Raw genomic sequence first — 20,441 nt, 5'->3', positions numbered from 1 at the left:
TGGCCCTCTCGGCGTCCCAGCCCTCAGCAAACCAAATGCGGATGCCATGGTCAAGCACGCGTATCGGTGCGCCGTTCACGCCGCGCACCCTTGCGGCGGCGCACCAAACGTCCGAAAATCGGCGCCTTGAGGCTATAATTGCCGCTTTTTTCAGGCGCTTATGCAGGTTACACGCGGCGACGCGGAACAGGCTACGACGGCCTCGGTACTGACCATCGGCAACTTCGACGGCATCCACCGCGGACATCAGGCCCTGCTCCGCCTTCTTACGGACAAGGCTCAGGCACTTGGCTTGCCGGCAGTGGTGCTCACCTTCGAGCCCCATCCGCGCGAGTATTTTGCGCCTGCGCAGGCGCCTGCGCGTCTGGCCTCCCTGCGCGAGAAGCTGCTGCTGCTGTCCTCCGCCGGCGTCGATATCACCCGCATCATCCGTTTCAACGCGCGCTTCGCCGCGTTTACGGCTGAAGACTTCATCGAAACCGTGCTGGTGCGCAACCTCAAGGTGCGCCATCTGATCATCGGCGACGACTTCCGCTTTGGCGCCGGCCGCAAGGGCGACTTCGCGATGCTCAAAGCCACCGGCGAACGCCTCGGCTTCATGGTCGAAGCCATGCCAACCCACGCTTGCGACGACGAACGCGTCTCCAGTTCGGCCGTGCGCGCCGCACTGGCAGGTGGCGAACTGGCCCGCGCGGCGCAACTGCTCGGCCGCCCCTACAGCATTGCCGGGCGTGTCGTCCATGGCGACCAGATCGGCCGCACCCTGGGCTACCCGACCGCCAACATCCAGCTCAAGGGCCGCCGCCCGCCGCTCTCCGGCGTGTATGCCGTCGCGGTCGAAGGCCTGGGCAATGCGCTACGCCCGGCCGTGGCCAGCGTGGGTGTGCGCCCCACGGTCAACAGCGCCGGCCGGCCGACGCTGGAAGTGCATCTGTTCGACTTCGATCAGGACTGCTACGGTGCGCATTTGCGGGTGCATTTTCTGCACAAGCTGCGCGACGAACAGAAATTCGATTCCTTCGACGCGCTGACCGCTCAGATTGCACTCGACGCCGACGCTGCCCGCGCCTGGCTCTCTCACAATTCGCTCGATACCTCACGCTAAAAGAACCGCAATGGCTGACTACCGCACGACGCTCAATCTCCCCGACACCCCCTTCCCGATGCGCGGCAATCTGCCCAAGCGCGAACCGGGCTGGGTTCAGGACTGGCAGCAGCGCAAGCTCTACCAGAAGATTCGCAAGGCGTCGGCCGGCCGGCCGAAGTTCGTGCTGCACGATGGCCCGCCGTATGCCAACGGCAGCATCCACATCGGCCACGCGCTGAACAAGATCCTCAAGGACATCATCGTCCGCTCCAAGACGCTGGCTGGCTACGACGCCCCGTATGTGCCGGGCTGGGACTGCCACGGTCTGCCGATCGAACACAAGGTGGAAGTCACCCACGGCAAGGGCCTGCCCGCCGACAAGGTGCGCGAGTTGTGCCGTGCCTACGCCGCCGAGCAGATCGAGGGCCAGAAGGCGGACTTCATTCGCCTCGGCGTGCTGGGCGACTGGGACAACCCCTACAAGACCATGGACTTCGCCAACGAAGCCGGCGAGATCCGCGCCTTGGCCAAGATGGTCGAGGCGGGCTATGTGTTCAAGGGCCTCAAGCCGGTGAACTGGTGCTTTGACTGCGGCTCGGCGCTGGCCGAGGCCGAGGTCGAGTACGCTGACAAGCAGTCGCCGCAGATTGATGTCGCCTTCCCGGTCGGTGAGGCCGACAAGCTCGCCGCCGCCTTCGGCCTGAGCACGCTCGCCAAGCCGGCCTTCGCGGTGATCTGGACCACCACACCCTGGACGATTCCGGTCAACCAGGCGCTCAACATGCACCCCGAGTTCGACTACGCACTGGTCGATGTCGGCGACCGCCTGCTGGTGCTGGCCGCTGATCTGGTGGAGGCCAGCCTGGGCCGCTACAAGCTCGACGGCAGCGTGCTGGCTACCGCCAAGGGCGCAGCCTTCGACCGCATTGAATTCCGCCACCCCTTCTACGACCGCGTCTCACCGGTATACCTGGCCGACTACGTGGGTCTGGACGCCGGCACCGGCATCGTGCATTCCTCGCCCGCGCACGGCGTGGACGACTTCAACGCCTGGCATGCCTATGGCCGCACGAACGACGAGATCCTCACCCCGGTGATGGGCGACGGCCACTATGTGCCCGACCTGCCCTTCTTCGGCGGCCAGATGATCTGGAAGGCCAACCCGGCCATCGTCGCCAAAATCGAAGAAGTCGGCTGCCTGCTCGCGCACCAGAAGATCACCCACAGCTACATGCACTGCTGGCGTCATAAAACGCCCGTCATCTACCGCGCCACCGCGCAGTGGTTCGTCGGCATGGACCGCCCGGTGGCCGACGGCTCCACCCTGCGCGAGCGCGCGCTCAAGGGCGTGGACGACACCCGCTTCTACCCCTCGTGGGGCCAGTCGCGCCTGCACGCCATGATCGCCAACCGGCCGGACTGGTGCATCTCGCGCCAGCGCAACTGGGGTGTGCCGATCCCCTTCTTCCTGCACAAGGAAACCGGCGAGCTGCATCCGCGCACCGTCGAGCTGATGGATCAGGTCGCCCAGCGCGTCGAGCAAGAAGGCATCGAAGCCTGGTTCAAGCTCGACGCCGCCGAGCTGCTCGGCGACGAGGCCAGCCAATACACCAAGATCAGCGACACGCTCGACGTGTGGTTCGACTCCGGCACCACGCACTGGCATGTGCTGCGCGGCTCGCACCCCGACGGCCACGCCACCGGCCCGCGCGCCGACCTGTATCTCGAAGGCTCTGACCAGCATCGCGGCTGGTTCCACTCCTCACTGCTCACCGGCTGCGCCATCGACGGCCATCCGCCCTACCACGCGCTGCTGACTCACGGCTTTGCGGTGGACGGCAAGGGCCACAAGATGAGCAAATCGGTCGGCAATGTGGTGGTACCGCAAGAAGTCTCCGACAAGCTCGGCGCCGAGATCCTCCGCCTGTGGGTGGCCAGCACCGACTACTCGGGCGAGCTGTCGATCTCCAAGGAGATCCTCGACCGCGTGGTCGAGGTCTATCGCCGCATCCGCAACACCCTGCGCTTCCTGCTCGCCAACACCGCCGACTTCGACATCGAGAAGAACGGCGTGCCGGTCACGCAGTGGCTGGACATCGACCGCTACGCGCTGGCCTTCACCCGCCAGATGGCCAAGCAGGCCGAGGCCGACTGCGCCACCTTCGAGTTCCACCGCGTGGTGCAGGCGATGCAGATCTTCTGCTCGGAAGAACTCGGCGCCTTCTACCTCGACATTCTCAAGGATCGCCTCTACACCACGGCCGAAAATTCGCCCGCCCGTCGCGCCGCACAAACCACGCTGTGGCATATCACCCAGACGCTGGTCAAGCTGATGGCGCCGATCCTGTCCTTCACCGCCGAAGAAGTCTGGGCGCTGATTGGCAAGGGCGAGGACGACAGCGTGATGTTCCAGACCTGGCATGTGCTGCCCGAGCAGGCCGACGAAGGCGCGCTGATCGCACGCTGGGAGATCATCCGCGAAGCCCGCGCCGACGTGCAAAAACAGCTCGAAACCCTGCGCACCACCGGCGCCATCGGTTCGGCCCTGCAGGCCGAGGTGGTGGTCAAAGCCGCGCCCGAGCGCCTGGCTGCGCTGGCCTCGCTGGGCGAAGACCTGCGTCTGGTGCTGCAAACCTCGTCGGCCACGCTCGAAGCGGTCGACCGCGAAGACGAGCAACGCGTCGACGCCGTCGCCTCCGAGCATGCCAAGTGCGAACGCTGCTGGCACTACCGGCCGGAAGTCGGGTCGATTGCCGACCACCCCGCCCTGTGCAACCGCTGCCACAGTAATCTGCATGGCGACGGCGAAGCGCGTAGTCATGCATAGAGAAAAAAGGCCCCCACGCTCACTGCGTTCGCTGCCCCCCGAGGGGGCGGCGCCCGCCCTTGGGGCGGCCCGGCGGGCGGGCGTGCCCCCACGCTCACGATGTTCGCGGAGGGTCGCCTTTGCACAGGCGACCCGTTCGGCAGGCGAAAAGCAATGCTTTGCGAAACCCCTGCCTCACCCCCCCGAGGGGGCCGCGCCCGCCCTTGGGGCGGCCCGGCGGCCGGGCGGCCGCTGATGCGCCCGCGCTTCAGCCTGTGGCTGGGCTTTGCCGCCGTGGTAGTGGTGCTCGACCAGCTGAGCAAGCAGATCGTGCTTGCCCAACTGGTGCCGGGCGAGTCGATTCCGGTCACCGGCTTCTTCAATCTGGTGCTGCTGTTCAACCCGGGCGCGGCCTTCAGCTTTCTGGCCGATCATTCCGGCTGGCAGCGCTGGTTCTTTACCGGTCTGGCGGCGGTCATCTGCCTGTGGCTGGGCCGGCTGATGTACGAGCACCAGCACGAGCGCCTGCAACCCTTCGCCTTCGCGCTGATCATCGGCGGCGCCATCGGCAATGTCATCGACCGGCTGTTCATCGGCGCGGTGGTCGATTTTCTGTATTTCCACGTGGGCCGCTACGGCTGGCCCGCCTTCAATCTGGCCGACTCGGCCATCACGCTGGGCGTGGGTCTGATGCTGTGGGCGCAGTTCCGCCCGGCCACCCAAAGCGCGCCCAAGGAGAACCATTCGTGACGCAAACCATCCAAGCCAACAGTCTGGTCACGCTCAACTACCGCATCTCGCTCGAAAACGGCCAACCGGTAATCAGCACCTTCGAAGGCAAGCCCGCCACGCTGCAACTGGGCGCCAACGAAATGATGCCCCAGCTCGAAGCGCGCCTCGCCGGCCTCGAAGACGGCAGCTATCACAGCTTCACGCTGACGCCGGAAGAAGGCTTTGGCCCCTACCGGCCCGAGCTGGTGGAAACCGTGCGCCGGCAGGACATGCCCGACGAGCCGATCGAAGCGATGACCATCATGGAGTTTGTCGCGCCGGACGGTTCGCGCTACTCCGGGCTGGTGCGCGAGATCGACGACACCCAGGCCAAGGTAGATTTCAACCACCCGCTGGCCGGCAAGACCATCACCCTGGATGTCGAGATCATCGGCATCCTCTGACGGAACACCGACATGAGTAACAAGGAAATCCTGCTCGCCAACCCGCGCGGCTTCTGCGCCGGGGTCGAGCGTGCCATCGAAATCGTCGAGCAAGCACTGATCCGCTTCGGCGCCCCGATCTATGTGCGCCATGAAGTGGTGCATAACAAGTTCGTGGTCGACGATCTGCGCGCCAAAGGCGCGATCTTTGTCGAAGAACTCGACGAAGTCCCCGATGGCAACACCGTGATCTTCAGCGCCCACGGCGTGCCGCAGTCGGTGCGTACCGAAGCCGACGCGCGCGGCCTGCGCGTGTTCGACGCCACCTGCCCGCTGGTCACCAAGGTGCACCTCGAAGTGGCCCGCATGCGCGCCCAGGGCAAGGAAATCGTCATGATCGGCCACAAGGGCCACCCCGAGGTGGAAGGCACCATGGGGCAGGTCGACGACGGCATCCTGCTGGCCGAGTCGGTCGAAGATGTCGCCACGCTGGCGGTGGCCAATCCCGACCAACTCGCCTATGTCACCCAGACCACGCTGTCAGTCGACGACGCCGCCGCCATCGTCACCGCGCTGCGCACGCGCTTCCCGAACATCGTCGGCCCGAAAAAGGACGACATCTGCTACGCCACCCAGAACCGCCAGGACGCGGTCAAGTTCATGGCCCCCAAGGTGGACCTGGTGCTGGTGGTCGGCTCGCAGAACAGCTCCAACTCCAACCGCCTGCGCGAAGTCGCGGCCCTGCGCGGGGTGGATGCCTACTTGGTGGAAAATGCCGACGCGGTCGACCCGGCCTGGCTGGACGGCAAGCGCCGTATCGGCGTCACCGCCGGCGCATCGGCACCCGAAGTGCTGGTCTCGGCGGTCATCGACCGGCTCAAATCGCTGGGCGCGCCCTCGGTGCGCACCCTCGAAGGCGCGGAAGAAAACGTGGTGTTCCCGCTGCCCAAGGCGCTGGTCGGCTGAACGCATCGGTAGCACACACGACAACGGGGCCGCATTGGCCCCGTTGTCGTTGGCCGATTCGGCGCGGTCAGAGATACCCGGCCATCATGCGCCGATAGAACTCGTGGAAGTGCAGCATGCCGTCCTCGAAGGGCGACTGGTAGGGCCCCACCTCATTGCGCCCGGCCTTGTAGAGCGCCCGGCGACCGCGATCCATGCGCTCGCCGATCTCATCGTCCTCGACGGCGGTCTCCATATAAGCTGCCTGCTCGGCATCGACAAACTCGCGCTCGAACTCGACGATCTCTTCAGGGTAGTAAAACTCGACCATGTTGGTGGTCTTGTCCACATCGGTGGGCAACAAGGTGCTCACCACCAGCACATGCGGGTAACACTCGATCATCACGTTCGGGTAGTACACCAGCCAGATCGCGCCATGCGGCGGCGTCTCCCCGCTGTAGCAATCCTGCACGGCCTGATGCCAGCGCGCATAGGCCGGTGTGCCCGGTTTCTTGAGCGAGGTGACACCCACCCGCTGCACCGAAAACCAGTCGCCAAACTGCCAGCTCAGTGCGTCGCAATCGACAAAACGCCCCAACCCGGGGTGGAAAGGCACCACATGATAGTCCTCGAGATACACCTCGATGAAGGTCTTCCAGTTGTAGTTGCACTCATGGCGCTCGACATGATCAAGCTTGTAGCCGGTGAAATCGAATGCCGGCGCCACCGTCATCGAGGCCAGATCGGTCGCCGCCGAGCGCGGTCCGCGAAACAGTAGCCCCTGCCAGCTTTCGAGCGGCTGTCGCAGCAGGTTGAGGCAGGGGTTCTCGGCGAAGTGCGGCGCCCCCAGCAAGGTGCCGCGGTTGTCGTAGGTCCAGCGATGCAGGGGGCACACAATGTGTTCGGTATTGCCCCGGCCTTCGAGCATGATCGCCTGACGGTGGCGGCAGATGTTCGACAGTTCGTAGCAGCCCTCGGCCCCGCGCACCAGCAGTTTGGCGTGGTCGCAGCCTTCGAGCGAACGGTAATCATTCAGCGCCGGCACCATCAATTCATGGCCCACGTAGCCCGGCCCCGCGTCGAAAAGCAGGCGCTTTTCGAGCGCGAACAATTTCTCATCAAAGTAGCTCGACACCGGCAGCTGAGGCGCGGCTCGCGTCAAACCGTGTTGCGTTGCGATGTTGGACATCCGCGAACCCCCTCGAAAACGCGCAAAAGGTCCAATAAAACAATGAGTAACAGAAAATTATAGTCGAAAGCTGGTTTGACCGCAGGGCCCCCCTTCGGGTATTTTTCCGCCTTTGACCCTTGCGCGCAGCCGACTCATGGCCAAACAGGCAAAATCCCCGAAAAGCTTTGAAAACGCCGTCACCCAGCTCGAAGAGATCGTGGCCGCGATGGAGTCGCGCGATCTGCCGCTGGAAGACGCGCTCGATCACTACCAGCAAGGCATCAGCCTGCTGCGTTACTGCCAGGACACGCTGAGCCGCGCCGAAGCCCGCCTCGAAACCCTCGAGGCCAACGCCGACGACACCTCGGCCGACACGATTACACCAGCAGACGACCCATCATGAGTGGCGCCATTTTCTCCGACTGGATGCGCAGCATCCAGTCGCGCACCGAAACCGCACTTGCCAACGCCCTGCCCCCGCTGGACCTCACCCCCGACCGCCTGCATGAAGCCATGCGCTATGCCGTGCTCGGCGGCGGCAAGCGGGTACGACCGCTGCTTGCCCATGGCGCGGGCCTGGTCACGGCCGCCGCGCCCGACACGGTCGACCGCGCGGCCTGTGCCGTCGAACTGATTCACGCCTACTCGCTGGTGCACGACGACATGCCGTGCATGGACGACGACAGCCTGCGCCGCGGCAAGCCAACCGTGCATGTCGAATACGACGACGCCACCGCACTGCTGGTCGGCGACGCGCTGCAATCGCTGGCCTTTCAGCTGCTGGCCGAGCCAGGCCTGATCCCGGACGCCGCCCGTCAACTAAAAATGGTCGAGCATCTGGGCGTCGCCTCCGGTTCGCGCGGCATGGCCGGCGGCCAGGCCATTGATCTGCAATCGGTGGGGCAAAACATCAGCCGCGAAGCGCTTGAAGTCATGCATGTGCACAAAACCGGCGCCCTGATCCGTGCCTCGGTGCAACTGGGCGCGCTGTGCGGCCCAACGCAGGATCCCGACACACTCGCCCGCCTCGATCAGTTCAGCAAACGCATCGGCTTGCTGTTCCAGGTGGTTGATGACATCCTCGACTGCGAAGCCGACACCGCCACGCTGGGCAAGACCGCGGGCAAGGACGCGCGCAACGACAAACCGACCTATGTCACCCTGCTGGGCCTCGAAGAGGCGCGCCGTTTTGCCGCCGAACTCGAAGCCGACGCCCTGGCCGCCCTCGGCCCACTGGACGCACGCGCCGACATGCTCCGTGCGCTAGCCAGCTACATCGTCCACCGTCGCTTCTGAGCGCAGGGACCCGAATGAACGATCCAATGCCCGCCATGTATCCCTTGCTCAACGCCATCGATTCACCGACCGAACTGCGCGCGCTAGACCGCAAACAGCTGCCGGCGCTGGCCAAGGAGTTGCGCCAGTTTCTGATCGAATCGGTCTCGCGCACCGGTGGCCACCTGTCGTCCAACCTGGGCACGGTCGAGCTGACCATCGCCTTGCACTACATTTTCAATACGCCCGAAGACCGCATCGTGTGGGACGTCGGCCACCAGACCTACGGCCACAAAATCCTCACCGGCCGGCGCGGCCGCATGCCAACGCTACGCAAATATCAGGGCATGTCGGGCTTTCCGCGACGCGATGAAAGCGAATTCGACACCTTTGGCACGGCGCATTCGTCCACCTCGATTTCCGCCGCGCTGGGCATGGCTGTCGCCGCGCGCGACCAGCGCTCCGACCGCCGGGCCATTGCCGTGATCGGTGACGGCGCCATGTCAGCCGGCATGGCTTTCGAAGCGCTCAACAACGCCGGCGACATGCGCGACACCAACTTGCTGGTGATCCTCAACGACAACGAAATGTCGATCTCGCCGCCGGTCGGTGCCCTCACCCAGATCCTGGCCCGCCTGATGACCGGACGCACCGTCAGTGCTGCCCGCCGCGCCGGGGGCAAGGTGCTGGGCGTGGCGCCGCCGATGCTCGACTTTGCCCGCCGGGTCGAAGAGCATGTCAAAGGCCTGGTCACACCGGGCACCTTGTTCGAAGAGTTCGGCTTCAACTATGTCGGCCCCATCGACGGTCACGACCTCGACGCCCTGCTGCCCACGCTGCACAACCTGCGCAAGCTCGACGGGCCGCACTTCCTGCATGTGGTCACCCGCAAGGGCCAGGGTTACAAACTGGCCGAGGCCGACCCGATCCTCTACCACGGCGTGTCGACCTTCGACCACACCGAGGGCATCAAGTCATCCGGCAAGCCCAGCAGCAAGATCAGCTACACCCAGGTCTTCAGCGACTGGCTGTGCGACATGGCCGAGGCCGATGAGCGCGTGGTTGGCGTCACCCCCGCCATGCGCGAGGGCTCGGGCCTGGTGCGCTTTGCCGAGAAATACCCCAAACGCTACTACGACGTGGGTATCGCCGAGCAGCACGCAGTCACCTTCGCCGCCGGCATGGCCGCCGACGGGCTCAAACCGGTGGTCGCCATTTACTCGACCTTCCTGCAGCGCGGCTACGATCAATTCATTCACGACGTCGCCCTTCAGAACCTGCCGGTAGTGTTCGCCATCGACCGTGCCGGTCTGGTCGGCGCCGACGGCGCCACCCACCACGGCGCCTACGATCTGTCCTACCTCACCTGTATTCCGAATCTGGTCATCATGGCGCCGGCCGACGAAAACGAATGCCGGCAGATGCTGTACACCGCACACTGCCATAACGGCCCCAGCGCGGTGCGCTACCCGCGCGGCAGCGGCATGGGCGTCACACCCGAGAAAGCCATGACGGCCTACCCCATCGGCAAGGCCGAGCTGCGCCGCAGCGGCAAGAAGATCGCCCTGCTGGCCTTCGGCTCCATGCTCAAGCCGGCGCTAGAAGCAGGTGAAGCGCTCGACGCCACGGTGGTGAACATGCGCTTCGTCAAACCACTCGACGAGGCGCTGATTCTCGAGCTGGCCCAAACCCACGATCTGATCGTGACGCTCGAAGAAAACGCCATCATCGGCGGCGCGGGCAGCGAAGTCAGCCGCGTGCTCGAAACCGCGCCCGCGCCAGTGCGCACGCTGCGCCTCGGTCTGCCGGATCGTTTCATCGATCACGGCGAGCAAGGGCAGTTGCTCAAGGAGGTCGGCCTCGACGTCGAGGGCATCCTCAAGGCCATACACGCACGCTATCCCGCCAATAGTTGAGTATTTTTGTCGGAAACCGTAGGCTTCCCGCCTGCCAGCCTGATCGAGACCCCGATGTCCGCCATTGATTCCCAAGCCATTCCCGACGTCCAGAACAGCCAGGACAGCCGCCAGATCGCCATCGACAAGGTCGGCATCAAGGCCATCCGCCACCCGGTCACGGTCAGCGACCGCAGCGGTGGCGTGCAGCACACCATCGCCATGTTCAACATGTATGTCGGCCTGCCCCACAACTTCAAGGGCACCCACATGTCGCGCTTCGTCGAGATTCTCAATGGCGGGGAGCGCGAGATCTCGGTCGAATCCTTCGAGCCGATGCTGCGCGACATGGTGCAGCGCCTCGAAGCCGAGACCGGGCATGTCGAGATGACCTTTCCCTACTTCATCAACAAGGCCGCGCCCATCTCCGGCGTCAACAGCCTGATGGACTACGACGTCACCTTCATTGGCGAAATCACCGAGGGCGGCGTCTACAGCTTCCGCATGAAGATCGTGGTGCCGGTCACCAGCTTGTGCCCCTGCTCCAAGAAAATCTCCGACTACGGCGCGCACAACCAGCGCTCACATGTCACCGTTACCGCCAGCCTGCGCGAGCATGTGTGGATCGAGGAGATCGTCGAACAGGTCGAAGCCCAGGCCTCGTGCGAACTCTACGGCCTGCTCAAGCGCCCGGACGAGAAGTACGTCACCGAGCGCGCCTACGACAACCCCAAGTTCGTCGAGGACATGGTGCGTGACGTGGCCGGCGTGCTTGACCGCGAGTCGCGCATCGGCGCCTATGTGGTCGAGTCGGAAAACTTCGAGTCCATCCACAATCACTCGGCCTACGCGCTGATCGAACGCCAGAAATAGCGCCGCACGCCATACACCCTAAAACGCCTGCCGAGCACCGCAGGCGTTTTTTGTGCACAAAGCCGATTGACCGGCGCCAATAACCACCGTACGAGTTCATGCGACAATGCCGGCCATTGATGCCGCCGGATGCCCGTCCATGAGTGCCCAGCCGATCGCTGCCATCTTCTATCCGCCCGAGTCCGACCCCACCCCGGTGCTGGCGCAGTTCGTCCGTGCACTCCAGGCGCGCGGCGTGTCGCTGGCCGGCGCCATCCAGCACGACACCGGCCCACGCGCCACCTGCACCATGGAACTCGAACTCCTGCCTTCGGGGCGGCGGATGCCCATGTCGCAATACCTGGGCAGCGGTTCGACCTCCTGCCGGCTGGACCCGGCCGCCATGGCCGAAGCCGCCATCACGGTGCAAGCCGCGATTGCAAACGGCGCGGAATTGGCGGTGTTCAACAAGTTCGGCTCGCAGGAAGCGCTGGGCGATGGCTTGCGCGACGAAATGGCCGCCTCAGTGATGGCTGGCGTGCCGCTGATCACCGCCGTGGGCGAGCGTTTTCTTGACGCCTGGACCGAGTTCACCGGCGGCGACTACGACCGCCTGAGTTGCTCGGCCGAGGCCGCGCTGGCCTGGTGGGACGCCTTCAATACGCCAGACTGAGCCCCGGGTGGCCACCCCCGCCCCGCGCCTGAAATCGCACTGGACCGACGCCAGCGGCGGCCTGGGCTACCACTGGCGCGCCTGGCGCCTTCGCCATCGCCTCTGGGTGCCCTTCCTGCGTCAGGTCGGTGACTGGCTGGACGCATGGCAGCCCCCCACCCGCGAACTGGTGCTGATCGGCCCGTCGGCCGGCTACGCCTTGACTGAGCGCTTTCTGTCGCGCTTCACAAAAATCACCGTCCTTGAGCCCGATCGCCTGGCCCGCGCCTTGCTGCGCCGACGCTTTCCCGGCGTGCCACTGCAATTCGCGTGGCTGGATGTGTTTTCGCTGCCCGACGGTCCGGCGGCCTTGGCACGTCAGTGGCCCGACGCGGCCATCCTGTTTTGCAATGTGATCGGCCAACGGCTGGACACCGACACCGCGCCGCCCTGGCGCCTCGCCCAGCAAGACGCGCTCGCGCAACACCACTGGGCCAGCTGGCACGACGTTTTCTCGGCACCGCAGGCGCCGCGCCGTCTGCCGGCGTCTCCCATCGACGCAAGCACCGACAGCAGCGCCGTCGCCCGCCAGCTCTGGGCCGGCATCGGCTGCGAGGTGGTCGATCACGGCACGCTGGGCTGGCGCCGCGAGGCCGACTACGCCCTGTGGCATCTGGAGACGACGCAATGGCAGCTGATTGAATGGGTCTGCCACCAGAGCACCGCTTGAAACCGGCCCTTAGACGCTGGAGCCAAGCTGCTCGTCGATCGCCGCCATCACCTCGTCAAAACGCGCGCGAACCAGCCCGAGGCCGGCACTGATCCCGCCCGGATCTTCCTTGTGGTAGGCCTCCTCGAGCGCGCGCGCCACCTCCGACAAGGCCATCGCGCCAATGGTCGCCGACGAGCTCTTCAAGGTATGCGCCAGTCGATACGCCTCCTGGCGCGCCCCGCTGCGCTGCGCGCGGTCGAATCGAAGCATCAGGTCGTGCTGGGTATCGCGAAAACGACTCAGCAGGCGCAACCTCAAGGCCTCCTTGCCGCCAGCGTAGCGTAACCCGATCTCAGGTTGAATCACCGGACCCGACAACACATCGACCGCCGGCATCCCGGATGCTGGCGGCGTTGCCGAGCCGGGCGTCCGGCCGTTGCGATAGCGGGCAAGCACAGCGTACAAAGCACTCGGCTCGACCGGCTTGGTCAGGAAGTCATCCATCCCCGCGGCCACGCAACGTTCGCGCTCCTCGGCCAGCGCATGGGCCGTCATGGCAATCACCGGCAAGCCGCTGTGACGCCGAGTGGCCCGCAGTTGCCGGGTGGCCGCGTAACCGTCCATACGCGGCATCTGGATATCCATCAGCACCGCGTCGAACACGTTGGCTTCGATTTGCGCCAGGGCCAGTTCGCCATCCTCCGCCACGCTGACCTTGACGCCCACCTCTTCGAGCAGCTCCCGCGCCAGTTGCTGGTTGAGCGAATTGTCTTCAACCACCAGCACATGCATGCCAACCAGTGACTTGGCGTCCAGCGCCGCAGGCGCGGCCGCCACGCGCACGCCGGCATCCGCAATATCGAACTCCGCCTCAAAAACAAAGCGACTGCCCTGGCCGGGTGCACTGTCCGCCGAAATGACACCGCCCATGGCCTCGGCGAGATGACGAGAAATGGCCAGTCCCAGACCCGACCCGCCGTATCGCCGTGAGGTGCTGGTGTCCGCCTGCCAGAACGGGCTGAACAGCTGCGCCATCGCCTCATCGGCGATCCCGATGCCGGTGTCGATCACACTAAAGCGCAGTCGGACGCGTCCGGCCAGCGTGTTCAGCCGTTCTACGACCAGATCAACGCGACCGCGCTCGGTGAACTTGACCGCATTTCCGGCCAGATTGGTCAGGATCTGGCGCAAGCGCAGCGCGTCGCCGATGACCGACGCCGGCACATCGTCACCCACCGACACCACCCAGCTCAACCCTTTCTGAATGGCCCGGTAAGACACCATGGCGGCAACGCTCTCGACGACATCGCGCACCGCAAAGGGCGCCACCTCCAGTTCCAGCCGCTGGGCTTCGACCTTTGACAGATCGAGGATATCGTTCAGGATGCCGAGCAAGGACTGCGCGGACTCGTTGACCTTGACGATGTAATCGCGCTGGCGGGCATCGAGCCCGGTTTTGAGGCACTGCCCCGACAAGCCAATGATCGCGTTCATCGGCGTGCGGATTTCATGACTCATGTTGGCCAAAAAGGCGCTCTTGGCCTGATTGGCGCGCTCGGCGTTCTCCTTGGCACCCACCAGATCGACCGTCCGCTGCCCCACCAGTGCCTCGAGCTCTTCGGTGCGCCGTGCCTGCTCGAGCGCCAGCTGGCGGCGCGCGGTCACGTCGCGAATCACCACGAGATACCGCTGCTCCTCGCCCGTGAGCATGGGCATGCCCGTCAGCTCCACATCGACCTCTGCCTGCGCCTCTGGCGCCAGACGGCCTTGCAGGCTCACCGGTCGCCGATGGCGCATCCGGGCCGCCAGGCGCGGGCCCCAGCGACGCCCCGCACTGCCCGACAGGCTCACCAGATCCGCCTGCGACATGGTCTCGGCCGGCCGACCCAGCATCTGCGCCGCCGTCGCGTTCGACTCCACCACCATGCCGTGCTCATCAAACACCAGCAAGCCATCGCGCACGGCATCGAACACCCCGCCCAGCAAGGCGTCACGCGCGCGCAAGCGCTGCGCGGCGATCTCATAACGCGTCATGTCGCGACCAATCACCACCATGGCCTCACGTTTGCCCGTGGCATCGAACAAGGGCACTTTGGAGACATCGAAGAAGCCGATTTCGCCACCGGGAAAGGGAATCTCCTCGCGATCGGTATACAAGCGCCCCAGGCTCCAGGCGCGCTCATCACTCTCGGCGCATTGGATAAACTGTGCCGCGCGATCGGGAAAGCGTTCTGCCAGTTCGGGATCGGCGTAGCCATACCAGTCGGACTGGCACGTCAGCCCGAACAGTCGCATGGCAACGCTGTTGATCACCCGCCAGCGATTCTGACCATCCTTGAAGAAGGCCGGATCGGGCATGGCCTCGATCAAGGTACGCAACTGACGCTCGCTGGCCCGCAGCGCCGCCTCTGCCTCCTTGCGAACCGTGATATCGGTGTGCGTGCCCATCACCCGCAGCGCTTCGCCAGCGGCATTGCGCTCCACCGCCCGGCCACGATCAAGAATCCACCGCCAGCTGCCATCCTTGTGACGCATCCGGTGTTCGTTGGTATAGCTCGCCGTCTTACCATCCAGGTGCCGCTGGAGGGTGGCCTGGGTGTCCAGCAGGTCGTCCGGATGCACGCGGCTTTCCCACTCGCTGAGCGTATCGCCAATCTCTGCCTCGGTGTAGCCGAGCATCGCCTTCCACTGAGTAGAGAAAAACACCCGATTGCTTGTGGCGTCCCAGTCCCACACTCCGTGATCAGCGCTCTCGATGGCGTACTGCCAGCGCAGCTGCGCTTCGCGTGCCAGCGCGACCATCTCCTTTTGTTCGGTGATATCCGTGTTGGTACCCACCACCCGCACGGCGCGGCCCGTCTCGTCACGCTCGACCACCCCGCCACAATTAAGAATCCAGCGATAGCTGCCATCCTTGCAGCGCACCCGGTGCTCGCTCCGCCACACCCCGGTCTCACCCTTGAGGTGCGCGATCAAGGAGGCGCGCACCTGATCGAGATCGTCCGGATGGATCAGCCACAGCCATTGCGCGACGGTGTTTTCGAGCTCCCAATGCGCATAGCCGCCCAACGCCTTGGCCTGCTCCGACACGCTGACTTCACCGCTCGGCGCGTTCCACTCCCACAAACCATGGCCCGCCGCCTCCAGCGCGAACAGCCAGCGCGATTTGGCTGCCTCGGCCTGACGTGCCTCGGCCTCAGCACGTTTGCGATCGCTGATGTCTTCGATCACCGACACGTAGTACGTAGGGCGCGTCGCGCCGTCGAACACCGGCGACACCACCACCCGCACCCACACCAGATGTCCATCACGATGGCGATACCGTTTGTCGGTGGTGTACACCTCGATCTCGCCGCGCTCCATTTTGGCTTTGGCCTCAAGATCCCGCGCCAGATCGTCCGACTCGGTGATGCCAGCAAACCCTTTTTCGAGCAGTTCGTCGCGCGAATAGCCAACCAGCTTGCACAAGGTGTCGTTGACCATCAGCCACTGGCCATCCGGGCCGATATGCGACATGCCCACCGCAACCTGTTCGAAGGCCGAAGTAAAGCGGGCTTCCGTCTCGGCCAGCGCCCGGGTCCGCGCCTCGACCAGTCGCGAGATATCGGCGTGACGACGCAGAAACACGCGCACCAACGCGGCCAGCGCCAGTGCGGCGACCAGCCCCGCCACAAGGATCAACCATGGCGCAGGGCTGACGTGGCGGCTGACAAAGGCCTCCGTACGCCGGCTCTCGATCCGCCATGTTCGTTCGGCTAATACCAACTCGCGAAACGCGGTGGCGGGCACCTCGTCCGACACTGACGCCCCATACCCGCCAAGCTCGGTGGACGCACCACCACTCACATCGCGCAAAACAAAATTCAGATCGGCGGCCTGCCCCACCGACGTAGGCATCACCATCAGCTGTTCCGGCAACAGGAGCGCCAGCAAGATGCCGACCGTTTTTGCAGCATCTCGATCGCGCACGACCATCGCGACCGGCACAACCGATGGCGAATCAGGGCCGGTCGCGATCAATCCGCCACCGACCAGACCGGGCTGGGCCAGCGCACGCGGCAACAATGCCGACGCAGCCGGGTCTGCACGCAGATCGTTGCCGATTGTCAGCGCGGCCAGACCGCGCCCGATGGACAGCGACACCGGATACGCGGCCATGGCTGGATCGGGGCCATCGGCCATGGCCCATACGAGTTGGTGATACACCGGCGAATGCGCCAGTGCGCCCCGCGCGATCTCGTCAAACAACCCGGCCGCCGCCTCCGGGTCTGTCGCCACCAAGTGGCCGATCACATGCAGATCACCCGACACATGCGCCAGACGCTCGCGCAGCAACGCCGCCTGGGCATCCACCGCCTCGGTTTCAGCCTGCGTGACGTTGCGCCACTCAGCGAGGCTCAGTTGCGCGCTGAAGGCAACGCTGATCAGCGCACCGACCACCACGGTCAGCAGCGCCCAACGTGATGCCCCCGGCACCGACGCAACACGCGGCGTGTCTGACGGCGCACTCACCGGCATGCGACGACCAAAACGCAGCTCACTGCCGCCGCCCGGCCCGCCATGTGGTTTTCAAACTTCCCGCCCATCCAGCCCCCCTCGTTTGCCCGACAGGAATCCGTCAAGGATAGATCATCCTGGCATCAACGTCCGCGCCGGCCACCAAAAATCGTCCCAGCGGCGCCGCGATACGACGCGTCACATGCCAATCACCTCGGCCGGCTATAATCGCGCCTTTGTGCAAACCGTAGCCAAAATGGATCTCCCCCTGCTCTTCAAGGCCGCCATCCTCGGTGTCATCGAGGGTCTGACCGAATTCCTGCCCGTGTCATCCACCGGCCACCTGATCATTTTCGGGGACCTCCTCGACTATACGGACGCGCAGAGCAAGGTCTTTAAGATCGTGATCCAGCTCGCCGCCATTCTCGCCGTGTGCTGGGATTATCGCCAGCGTATTACCACGGTGCTTGGTGGCCTGCGCACCGATCCGCTCGCCCGGCGCTTCACCGGCCACCTGATCGTCGCCTTCCTGCCGGCGGCCGTGCTCGGGCTGATGTTCTACAAGATCATCAAGGGCTATCTGTTCAATCCGCTCACCGTGGCCGGCGCACTGATCGCCGGCGGTCTGCTGATTCTGTATATCGAGCGCCGCGCCTACCACCCGCGCCTGAACACCGTCGAAGACATGAGCTGGAAAGACGCACTCAAGGTCGGCTTTGCCCAATCGCTGGCGATGTTTCCCGGCGTCTCACGCTCCGGCGCCACCATCATGGGCGGGCTGATGCTCGGCCTGTCGCGCAAGGCCGCCACCGAATTCTCTTTCTTCCTCGCCATCCCCACCATGCTCGCGGCGACGGTCTACGACGTCTATAAAAACTGGGCGCTGCTCAGCGGCATGAGCAGCGACGGCTACCTGGTCTTTGCCGTCGGCTTTGTGGCCTCCTTCGTCGCCGCCATGGTCGCGGTCAAGGCCTTCATCCACTACGTGTCGAACAACAGCTTCGCCCCGTTCGCCTGGTATCGCATCGTCTTTGGTATCGTGGTGCTGGTGTCCTGGCAAGCCGGCTGGGTGAGCTGGCACGACGCCTGACACACGGCACAGGATCGCCCCATGATCATCTATCTCCACGGCTTCCGCTCCGCCCCCGCCTCGATCAAAGCCTCGCGCCTGAAAGCCTACATGGCCGAGCGCGGCCTGGCCGATCAGTTCTGGTGCGGACAGTTGCCAATCGCTCCGAACGCCGCCATCGACCTTATCGAGGCACAGATCGCCCGCTGCGACGCGCCACCGACGCTGGTCGGCAGTTCGCTGGGCGGCTTCTACGCCACCTGGCTGGCCGAAAAACACGGGCTCAGGGCCATCGCGGTCAATCCCGGCGTGCTCTCGCACATCTCGCTCGCGCCCTACGTCGGCCAACAGACCAATCTCTACACCGGCGAAGTCTTCGATTTCACCGCGCAGCACATCGCCGAGCTCAAAGCGATGGAGGTGCCGCGCATCACCCGACCCGAGCGCTACTGGCTGATGGTCGAGACCGGCGACGAGGTCCTCGACTATCGTCTCGCCGTGGCCAAATACGCTGGCGCCCGCCAGACCGTGCTCGACGGCGGCGACCATAGCTTCTCGCGCTGGAACGACTACCTCGACGACATCCTCGCCTTCGCGGAGATCACATGAGTTCCGACTTCGACGCCCGCCGCTTCAAGGCCATGGAGCGCGCCGGCTTCAACCGCATCGCCGCCCACTACGACAACGCCGCCCATCTGCGCGCCAGCCTGCAGGACGCGCTCATCGCGGCCGCCGCGCCCGCGCCCGGTGAGCACTGGCTCGACGTGGCCAGCGGCCCCGGGCTGCTCGCCCGCGCCATGGCGCCGCAGCTCGGCCCGACCGGCTCAGTGCTGGCCACCGACATCGCCGACGGCATGCTCGCCCACGCCCGGCGCAGCATCGACGCCAGCAACGTACTGTTCGCCGCCACCGACGCCGAGCACCTGTGCACACCTGATGTCCACTTCGACGGCATCAGCATCGGGCTCGGCCTGTTCGTGCTGCCACACCCGGACAAAGCCCTGGCCGAACTGCGCCGCAGCCTCAAACCCGGCGGTCGCATCGCCTTGTCGGTGTGGGGTGCGGCCGGCACCGTGCCGCTGATCGAGCGCGCGCAGCAATGCATCGCCCGCCTGCTGCCGGCGCCCAAAGTGGCGCGCCCCTCGGTGTTCCGCTTTGGCGATCCGGCCTACCTGAGCGCCATGCTGACCGAGGCCGGCTTCGGCCGCATCACGCTTGAGCCGCATGACTTCCACTGCCGCTTCGCCACCGCCGACGCCTACTGGGATGCCTTTCTCGCCCTCGCCGGTGGCGCCACCGAAGCCCTGTCCCGCCTCCCCGCCGACAAACAGCAGGCGCTGCGCGCGGCCGTCGCCGACGACCTCGCCGATCTGGCCGATGACGACGGCTACCACGTCCCCGCCAGCACGCTGATCGCCACCGCCATCAAGCCCTGAACCGTGGACGACACCCGCCGCGGCATCTTCGCCGCCCTGGCGGCCTTCACCATCTGGGGCCTGGCGCCGCTGTATTTCAAGGCGGTGGGCACCGTGCCGGCCGACGAAATCGTCGCCCACCGCGTGCTGTGGTCGGTCGTCTTTCTGGCCGCGCTGGTCGGCTTCATGCGACAAGGCCCGGCGCTGCGCGCCGCGTTTGGTAACCGCCGACTGCTTCGCACCTTGTTGTTCACCGCCTTGCTCACCGGCAGCAACTGGCTGGTTTTTGTCTGGGCGATCACGCACGAGCGCGTGCTCGAAGGCAGCCTGGGCTACTTCATCAACCCGCTGCTCAGTGTGCTGCTCGGCCGGCTGTTTCTGGGCGAACGGCTCCGGCCGCTGCAGAAACTGGCCGTCGCCATCGCCGCCTGCGGCGTGGCCTGGCGCATCGCCGCGGTCGGCGCGGTGCCGTGGATCGCCCTTTTTCTGGCACTGACCTTCGGCATCTACGGCCTGCTGCGCAAGCGCACCCCGGTCGACGCCATCGTCGGCCTGTGCGTCGAAACCGTGCTGGTCTTGCCACTGGCGGTCGGCTGGCTGGGTTGGCTCTACCTCACCGGCGACCTTCACTTCGGCCACGACCTGCACGTCGATCTGCTGCTGCCGATCGCCGGCGTGCTCACCGCGACGCCACTCATGCTGTTTGCCTTCGGCGCCCGCCGCCTGCCGCTGGCCACGGTCGGCTTTCTGCAATATCTGGCGCCCAGTCTCAACTTCCTGCTGGCCATCTTCGTCTTCCACGAAGCCTTCGACGCCGCCCGCCTGGCGGGCTTCGTGATCATCTGGTGCGCGCTGGCGCTCTACACCGCCGATCTGCTGCGTGCCAGCCGAGCGCCATCGCGCGCCTGAAT

General features: G+C 65.3%; 17 protein-coding genes. 15 read left to right on the top strand and 2 right to left on the bottom strand.

What is annotated here, in order from left to right:
• Positions 1-160: 160 nt before the first annotated feature.
• The 5 genes from FHP91_RS01560 (at position 161) to ispH (ending at position 6,013) form a co-directional block, all read left to right on the top strand.
• The gene (locus tag FHP91_RS01560; RefSeq protein ID WP_144307938.1) at positions 161-1,105 is read left to right on the top strand and encodes a bifunctional riboflavin kinase/FAD synthetase; all 945 of its coding nucleotides are present in this window, start codon (positions 161-163) and stop codon (positions 1,103-1,105) included.
• A 10-nt stretch (positions 1,106-1,115) separates the two neighbouring features.
• Positions 1,116-3,914 (top strand): isoleucine--tRNA ligase, encoded by a 2,799-nt coding sequence (gene ileS, locus FHP91_RS01555; RefSeq protein WP_144307937.1) that lies wholly within the window; start codon positions 1,116-1,118, stop codon positions 3,912-3,914.
• Positions 3,915-4,148: 234 nt separating this feature from the next.
• Entirely contained in the window at positions 4,149-4,643 is a 495-nt protein-coding gene (gene lspA / locus FHP91_RS01545; RefSeq protein ID WP_144307936.1) for a signal peptidase II, read from the top strand.
• A complete protein-coding gene (locus FHP91_RS01540; protein WP_144307935.1) occupies positions 4,640-5,068 on the top strand; it encodes an FKBP-type peptidyl-prolyl cis-trans isomerase in 429 nt (142 codons plus the stop codon). The genes lspA and FHP91_RS01540 overlap by 4 nt, the downstream gene beginning before the upstream one ends.
• Positions 5,069-5,080: 12 nt before the next feature.
• Entirely contained in the window at positions 5,081-6,013 is a 933-nt protein-coding gene (gene ispH, locus FHP91_RS01535; RefSeq protein ID WP_144307934.1) for a 4-hydroxy-3-methylbut-2-enyl diphosphate reductase, read from the top strand.
• A 67-nt stretch (positions 6,014-6,080) separates the two neighbouring features.
• Here ispH and FHP91_RS01530 read toward each other — a convergent pair whose 3' ends face one another.
• Complete coding sequence (locus FHP91_RS01530; protein WP_144307933.1) at positions 6,081-7,181, bottom strand: aromatic ring-hydroxylating oxygenase subunit alpha; 1,101 nt, start codon at positions 7,179-7,181, stop codon at positions 6,081-6,083.
• 136 nt (positions 7,182-7,317) lie between these two features.
• Here FHP91_RS01530 and FHP91_RS01525 point away from each other — a divergent pair, with 136 nt between their 5' ends.
• The 6 genes from FHP91_RS01525 to FHP91_RS01500 all read left to right on the top strand — a co-directional run bounded on the left by FHP91_RS01525 (position 7,318) and on the right by FHP91_RS01500 (position 12,567).
• The gene (locus FHP91_RS01525; RefSeq protein ID WP_144307932.1) at positions 7,318-7,566 is read left to right on the top strand and encodes an exodeoxyribonuclease VII small subunit; all 249 of its coding nucleotides are present in this window, start codon (positions 7,318-7,320) and stop codon (positions 7,564-7,566) included.
• Complete coding sequence (locus FHP91_RS01520; protein ID WP_144307931.1) at positions 7,563-8,459, top strand: polyprenyl synthetase family protein; 897 nt, start codon at positions 7,563-7,565, stop codon at positions 8,457-8,459. The genes FHP91_RS01525 and FHP91_RS01520 overlap by 4 nt, the downstream gene beginning before the upstream one ends.
• A 14-nt stretch (positions 8,460-8,473) precedes the next feature.
• Complete coding sequence (dxs, locus tag FHP91_RS01515) at positions 8,474-10,354, top strand: 1-deoxy-D-xylulose-5-phosphate synthase (protein WP_391527553.1); 1,881 nt, start codon at positions 8,474-8,476, stop codon at positions 10,352-10,354.
• A 54-nt stretch (positions 10,355-10,408) separates the two neighbouring features.
• The gene (gene folE2, locus FHP91_RS01510; RefSeq protein WP_144307930.1) at positions 10,409-11,206 is read left to right on the top strand and encodes a GTP cyclohydrolase FolE2; all 798 of its coding nucleotides are present in this window, start codon (positions 10,409-10,411) and stop codon (positions 11,204-11,206) included.
• A gap of 139 nt (positions 11,207-11,345) precedes the next feature.
• On the top strand, positions 11,346-11,858 hold the full coding sequence (locus tag FHP91_RS01505) for a DUF2478 domain-containing protein (RefSeq protein ID WP_144307929.1): 513 nt from the start codon (positions 11,346-11,348) through the stop codon (positions 11,856-11,858).
• Between the two features lie 7 nt (positions 11,859-11,865).
• Positions 11,866-12,567 carry a hypothetical protein gene (locus FHP91_RS01500; protein ID WP_144307928.1) on the top strand — a complete coding sequence of 234 codons (702 nt, stop codon included), beginning with the start codon at positions 11,866-11,868 and terminating at the stop codon, positions 12,565-12,567.
• A gap of 9 nt (positions 12,568-12,576) precedes the next feature.
• Here the strand turns inward: FHP91_RS01500 and FHP91_RS01495 are convergent, their stop codons facing one another.
• A complete protein-coding gene (locus tag FHP91_RS01495; RefSeq protein ID WP_144307927.1) occupies positions 12,577-17,067 on the bottom strand; it encodes a PAS domain S-box protein in 4,491 nt (1,496 codons plus the stop codon).
• Between the two features lie 235 nt (positions 17,068-17,302).
• Between FHP91_RS01495 and FHP91_RS01490 the strand changes: the two genes are divergently transcribed.
• The 4 genes from FHP91_RS01490 to rarD are packed head-to-tail and all read left to right on the top strand — an operon-like array spanning position 17,303 to position 20,439.
• Positions 17,303-18,136: an undecaprenyl-diphosphate phosphatase gene (locus tag FHP91_RS01490; protein ID WP_144308012.1), complete on the top strand. Its 834-nt coding sequence runs from the start codon at positions 17,303-17,305 to the stop codon at positions 18,134-18,136.
• 21 nt (positions 18,137-18,157) lie between these two features.
• On the top strand, positions 18,158-18,724 hold the full coding sequence (locus FHP91_RS01485; RefSeq protein WP_144307926.1) for a YqiA/YcfP family alpha/beta fold hydrolase: 567 nt from the start codon (positions 18,158-18,160) through the stop codon (positions 18,722-18,724).
• On the top strand, positions 18,721-19,551 hold the full coding sequence (locus FHP91_RS21070; protein WP_186301410.1) for a methyltransferase domain-containing protein: 831 nt from the start codon (positions 18,721-18,723) through the stop codon (positions 19,549-19,551). The genes FHP91_RS01485 and FHP91_RS21070 overlap by 4 nt, the downstream gene beginning before the upstream one ends.
• Positions 19,552-19,554: 3 nt before the next feature.
• Positions 19,555-20,439: an EamA family transporter RarD gene (gene rarD, locus FHP91_RS21065; protein ID WP_391527552.1), complete on the top strand. Its 885-nt coding sequence runs from the start codon at positions 19,555-19,557 to the stop codon at positions 20,437-20,439.
• Positions 20,440-20,441: the final 2 nt, after the last annotated feature.

It is taken from the genome of Denitromonas halophila, from assembly GCF_007625155.1.
GTDB classification, from domain to species: domain Bacteria; phylum Pseudomonadota; class Gammaproteobacteria; order Burkholderiales; family Rhodocyclaceae; genus Nitrogeniibacter; species Nitrogeniibacter halophilus.
The sequence above is the reverse complement of the archived record's forward strand: the minus strand, read 5'-3'. Positions and strand labels throughout refer to the sequence as shown.